Origin of the sequence: Endozoicomonas sp. ALC013, from assembly GCF_049310205.1 — a bacterium.
Lineage (GTDB): Bacteria > Pseudomonadota > Gammaproteobacteria > Pseudomonadales > Endozoicomonadaceae > Endozoicomonas.
In genome coordinates this window covers 1-6469 of sequence record NZ_JBLYNS010000208.1, presented here as the reverse complement: position 1 = coordinate 6469, position 6469 = coordinate 1, and the positions used below count along the sequence as shown (strand labels likewise).

At 48.4% G+C, this 6469-nt stretch carries 3 protein-coding genes; all 3 read right to left on the bottom strand.

All coding sequences use genetic code 11. The annotated features are described in order from the left end of the window. Positions 1–753 (bottom strand): hypothetical protein (locus tag ACO6V1_RS21900; RefSeq protein ID WP_422468549.1); only part of this gene is annotated, 753 nt, incomplete at its 3' end. 121 nt (positions 754–874) lie between these two features. Continuing rightward, positions 875–2929, bottom strand: a complete 2055-nt coding sequence (locus ACO6V1_RS21895) for an ankyrin repeat domain-containing protein (protein WP_422468547.1) — start codon at positions 2927–2929, stop codon at positions 875–877. A gap of 218 nt (positions 2930–3147) precedes the next feature. Beyond that, on the bottom strand, positions 3148–6469 hold a 3322-nt coding region (locus ACO6V1_RS21890), incomplete at its 5' end, for a DUF4116 domain-containing protein (protein ID WP_422468545.1).

Sequence of the window (6469 nt, the reverse complement as noted above, 5' to 3'; positions counted from 1 at the left end):
TTGGTACTTGCCAGCCTGGGCGTTACCAAACGAGTCCTCAGCCACGCCGGAGCTGCGCACGATAATCGGGCTGTCGGGCTTAGTCAGGCCGGTGCGCAACTCCTTATAGATATCCCGTATGGTGTCGGCAATGGTCAGAGCGCTTATTTGCTGATAAAAATCCGGTCCAGCAATAAACGAAGAAAGCGCATCGAGCCAGCGCTGTTGTCTTGTTGTTGGCTTGCCCGATGAGTTGCCTGCTGGTGCCATTTGGGTAATCCACTGTCTTATATTCACCAGACTGGCCGTTGTATGGGGAAACTCATGGCCATCATCCAGCATGGCCAGCAATGGGCTGGCATCGAATGGAAGCGCCTCAAGGTTCTGCACGATGCTTGTCTCAATGCAGCGAAATGGCGGAACAGTTAATCCTGCGTTCTTCATCAGGGTCAGGAACATCCCTTTTCCACCTAACAATTTCCGGTTTAGAATAGTCGGGGAATCAACGTTCAGCTGTGATTCGGTACATCGTCTGGTTTTTAATGGCAGTGCAAACGTTTCAGTAATTTTTTGGCCGGTGCTGTTAGAAGGAGTAAACGTGGTATCAATCCCGGAAGTTTCGCACTTTCGATTTGAAGATAAAGCGTGAGTTGTTACAGCGCCGGATACCGGAATTGCACCATTGGCGATGTCAGCTCCCTCTGCACCGGGCAAACAGGTGGAACCTGAGCCTGTGACCGAGTGGCTAATAATATCTGACTGTGTATTAAACATGGCAACATCCGCTGTTTACTATTTTTTAAACATGATATTTGGAAAATGGTGCTTCCGGCTTAAACTCTGACCGTTCAGATATACTCTATACCGCTCCTAAAATAAGGGCTTCTCAGCATTCTCATTCAGGCTTGAGAAGCTCTTTCGCTTTATGCAATAACCCATTGAAGGTGCGTTTCATGGCGGCTACTTTTGCTGCCCTCTCTTCGGCTGCTTTGGCTTTCATCACATCGGCTCCTCGCACATCAGCATTATGTTCTGCCATAAACAGACAGGCTTTCTCTTTTTCTTTCCGGCTAACCTTTTCAAGGGGAATCCCAAAAAGATATTCAAACCTATTGCAATGATCAAAAGCTGTCATCTTTTTTTCATCCAGAATATTGAAATCAGCCCCTCGCATCAGCAGCTCTCGAATCATATCTATACTGCCTTGACTCGCTGCAATGTGGAGCGCTGTTGCTCCGTATTTATTCTGGGCATTGATTTCCACTTTTCCGTTTTCAATCAGATCGGCAAGGATAGCCAGTCGAACTGTCCAATCTACCTGATAGTCCCAGTCGGGGGCCGACACGGCATAATGGAGAGCAGTACGCCCATCTATATTTCGTAAATTGGCCTTAGCGCTCCTCTCCAGTAGCTCTCTCACTATATCTTTCTGGTCCATTAAAGCCGCGTGGTGAAGGGGGGTGCATTGGCTTTTTTCATTTTTCCATGCATTGATGTCAGCCCCACGAACTATTAAAGAGTCAACCATCTTCCATTTCCTGTTTTCTATGGCATACGCAATCGTCCTGCCACCTGCGGAGTCACAGGGGGCTTTAACATCAAATTTGGCATTGTCCAGAATCTCCAGTATTTTTGCTGTGCAGTGATGGCCATTGCGCCTGGCGAGGTCCAGAACCATCATGCCACGGTTAGTTTTGGCGTACATGTTGGCCCCCTTTTCAATCAATTGGCTAAAGGCCTCCAGCTTGCCATTTATAGCCGCAAAGTGGAGAGGCGCATACCCGCCTCCATTTTGGGCGTCAACATCGGCCTCGCGTTGAAGCAAGGTATTAATGGCATACTTGAGGGCATCCTGATGTTCAAGGCTGTTGACTAAGATGCTGAGGGGAGTTGACCTACCGATGTCCCGATGGTCGATGTCATCCTGAAGTTTAATCAGGGTATCCATGAAATACTGAAAGGTCTTCAGCTGACCATCGGCACAAGTCAGCAGGTAGAGTGGTGTCCTTTCATCGTTGTCCAGGGCGTTGGCATTTGCGTGATGCTGAAGCAGCTTATCCAGGATGTCCCGTTGGCCAGATTGAGCCACAAGGTGAAGAGCTGTCCTCCCTTCATCGTTGGTCTTTGCGTTGATATCTGCCTTATACTTCATCAGCATGTCTATTATTTCCGGCTTACCCAGACGAACCGCAAGGTGGAGTGCTGTTTCATTTTTGTTGATCCGGTCGTTAGGATCGGCACCATTGGTTAATAAAAACTCCACCAGCACCCAGTTTTTTCCCCTGGCCGCATGAGCAAGCATGGTTCCTGCCCCGTTACCACCACAATCGGCATGAATGTCGAATCCGGCTTTTACCATACAGGGGATCAGGGGCGTAATATTGGTGCCATATTGGAATGCACACTCCATTACTGTCCTGCCATAATCATCTTTGAGGTTAACGTCAGCCCTGGCCTCGTTGACAAGCAGCTCAATGATTCTCTGATTGCCATGTATAGCGGCAAGATGGAGAGCGGTTTTCTTGCCACTGCGTTTGGTTTTGGCGTTGACATCAGCCCCTTCTGCAATCAGGGCAAGGATGTTGTCATTGGTCAGATCCTCCGGGTTCTCGGTGTTGGTGATTGCACTGTGAAGCTCCATGGTCGCCTTTTTTATTTCGGCTTTAGTAATACAGCCGGTACGCTCATGATGTTTCACCCCGTCATTCGTGTCGGATTTTTTTGGGCAAAGAGACTCGGTTTTAATCTCAACTTCACGATTACAAACAAGCATTTGCCGGGGTAGATTTTGAGATGGATCAATTTGCGGTGTGTGAGCAGGTTGTGTAGAGGGAGCAAGGGAAACTTTTGAACCGCCAGTTGCAGGCTGATTAGAAACAACGCATGTTGTTTCACTGTCGAATTGCTGATAAGTCGATCTTTCAGAACTGAATACGTTGAAAGTGTTCATATTGATAATTCCTGTTTGAAAATGCGTTAATTCATTTCCGCGCTATAGGGCTACATTAGTATTGGCTGTTATTGGTTGACCAAGGCTAATTTAGGCTGCGAGTTACCAATTTGATCCATTGGACAAAAAAACATGATAATAGTTGCACAGAGCAAAATATTTTTTACGTCAGTTAAATAACTGAAGTATTGGACAACTGACTTTTACCAGTTATTCGCTTATGGACAACACTCTATGAGGGATGGGTCGTGACTGCCAGAGGCACACGGGCCATTATGAAAATGTTGATAATACCTTAACGCAACAGGCCCGACATGGTTCATCGCTGCCGCAATGATCTCGGGTTTTCCTTGTAATAAACGGTCAACATACTGCAAGGTAATACCATTGTACTGCAAGGCGATGTTGACCAGCTCCGGGTCATTGCGGCAATGGTCACTGGCAAACTGAAGCGCCAACGGATTTTGGTGCAGGGCCAGTTTGACCACCTCCGGGCAATCCTGAAGCAGGTCACTGGCAAACTCCAGCGCCATGCCGTCATTTTTCACTGCCAGTTTGACCAGCGCTTTATTGGCTCGCAGTTCCGGGCTGGCATGCTCAAGTGCCATACCATCCTGTTGAACTGCCAGCCGGACAGTTGGCTCGTGCCTGCGTAGTCTGCAACTGGCATACTTGAGAGTACGACCGTGACCTTGCACAGCCAGTTGCACCAACTCTTCATCGTCTCTCCATTTTTGCTTGGCGAGTGTTCCAAAGAAAAGAGGGTCTTTTGATACGACAATGGTCAGTAATTTCTTATCTCCACACTGCTCTATATCAAGATAAGGATAAGGATGACTGACAGCCAGTCGAACGTAGTACGGATCATGTTTTAATTGTTCGTCGGCATACCGTAGCGCCCACGCGTTATTTTTCAGCGCTGCTCTAACAATTGTTGGATCCGCTTTTAACCGTTCACTGGCGTATAGCAGGGCAACCCCATAATTTTTGACAGCGGCCAATACGATGTCTTCATCATCCTTAAGCTCTTCACTGGCAAATTTCAGAACTCTCCCATCGTTCCCAACAGCTTTTTTGACCAGTTCTTTATCCGCCTGAAGTTCAGGTCCGGCATGTTTTAATGATAAGGGGTCTGAGCCAACCGCCGTGAATACTACTTCTCGATCATTATTCAATTCCGGAAAATATCTCAGCCTATCGTCTATTCCGGGTTTTGCCAGCGCTTTTAAGGCAAGTTTCCGATAAAGATGACGGTTGTTAAGCAGGTTTTTCCTGAAATTGTGGTGAAATAATCGATAGGAATCATCTTTATCACTGCACTTCAGCGCCAACAGAAGAAGCTCTTTATAGCATCCAGGATGTTGTTCCAGATACTCAGTTGCCGCATGACAGGAAAGAGCCTGTGATGTGTTTTCAACGGCTGCGGTGAATAAACGCCGGAGAAGTTCAGGATTTGATGATAGCTCTGGCCCAATTAGGGCAATGGTGGTTTCCGGATCCCCTGTATTTGCCAGGGCATAAGACATAATTTCAATATCATTTTTAAAGGACTCCGGCACATCGACAATAGCGCCAGTGTGGCTTTTGATGGCGGTAAAAACCATTGCCCGCTGATTGCGTAGTTCAGGAGCAAGGTATTTCAGGATATGGCCATTTTGCGACACCAGACGCATGGCCGTTGTTTCGTCAGCTAACCAGTTAACGTATTTGTTCACCAGGGGGCTGGCTTTGGCTGGATCAGAAAGTAGCCAATGCCAGAGTATTTTCTGCCTGTGCGTATCGAGTTGATCGTTCAGCGCTTCTTCAATACAGTTGATGGGAGCCTGAGAAAAGATCAGCGCCGTTTCAACCAGGTGACGGATCGCTCTGTCCCGGGTACAGAGGCTCATCAGTGATTTTGTGCGTGAGTAAGCGGAGCACCAGTAGATATGCTCCAGGGCTGATCGATTGGTTGTAGCGAAAGCGGGATTATTCAGCCTTTCCCTGATTGTGGCCATATTCCAGTTTGTCTGACTTTCGTCCAGATGTAATGGCCCCAACAAAAAATCCATATTGCCCAGAATGTGCAATACACTCAGAATGTCCACAAACATGTGCTGCAAATCTTTTTTGTCAGGCAGATGGGTGAGTTCAAAGAGGGCCTGGCCTGTCTGTTCATTGAAATGAATGTCCGGTGCATTGAAACCGCTATTTTTCCAATAGTGAGACAGCGTTTGCGCCAAAAACCACAGTCGCTTGAACTTTCCGCTCAGGGTTACTTGCAATGAATCGGCCAGCGCCTCAGAGTAACACATCCGAAAAGTCCGTTGTTTGCCACCGTCGGCTTGTTCCAACAGGTCGATGGTACAAGCATGATGCTCAAGCTGAATCGACAACCGGGTACAATCTGGCATATTGAGAGCGGTCACTCTTTCGGCCCGTAATTGCCTGAGTGCCTCACGGCAAGTGTCGTCGAATAATGGTTCTTCCTGAGACGTTGAGAAATCAACAATATCGATATTTCCATAGATAGGCCGCCTTATTGTGCTCACTTCACCCTGCCCTGAAGCGGTGGCCACGGGCCAGAGCCTGGTGAGAAAACATTTGTGCAACCATAGAATCAGTTCATGAACGCTCTTGATGTTGTGCACCTGATGGACTTCTTCAAGCCTTTGCAGGTGGTCTTTTAATAACTGGCAATGGGCCAGCCATTGTTGAAAATCCGAACCTGAGGCCGGTAACTCCTTGCCAGGCAGAAATGGCCTTGTGACCTGGGCAACGGTTTGTTTAACCTTTGCTTTTACCAGCGCCAGTTGCTCGCGAAGCGGGATTAACTCCTCCTGGTATCGCTGTTTAAGATCAGCATCAGCGGCTGCAAGCATTAAAAACCGTTCGTAGCCAGAGAGAAAAGCCGTGATCTCCTGCATAAAATTGTCGATCTCCTGAACACATCCCTGGACAATCTCTTGTCGCCCGGGGTGCATGCTCAGTTGGACAGCACCGGTTTTGGACAGGCATAAATGAATCAGTCGCTCAGTCCCGAGAAAATCCAGGAGCCTGGTGTTTTGCTCAACAAGCCAGGAGAACAGACGTGCTACCGACGGTTCTTTTTCCGGCTCTGCAGGCTGGTATGCCTGCTGGGCAGCCTGTGCGGCTTGATAATCAGGGGTGGCCGATTTGTCACTGACATTCAACAACGCCTGTTCCCGATCACCCGGCAATAAAAACCCGCCGGACTCTTTCTGAAACTTCCCACACACCAGCGTTACCCATTCCGGTGCATCATTATCGGGCCACCATTGAGGCTGCTTAATCCCCACACAGGGTATGCCCTCCTGCCTCAGGCCGATGGATATATGGTCGTTATTGGCCCATTTGTTGAAGACAATCCCCTTTGTTTTTTCCAGAACCTCAGGGGCCAGTAGCCAGTCACCACCATGGTCACAAAAAAGAATGACATTGTCAGGCAGACTGCTCCCGTTGACCGGGCCGCTGATGGCCAGCGCCAACCCTGAGCCACAACCGTCGCTGATGACGGTGCCCTGATCCAGAGACCGTGGA

Coding starts and splice junctions, on each gene's coding strand:
- ACO6V1_RS21895 (WP_422468547.1), bottom strand. CDS start 2,929: ATGAACACTTTCAACGTATTCAGTTCTGAAAGATCGACTTATCAGCAA.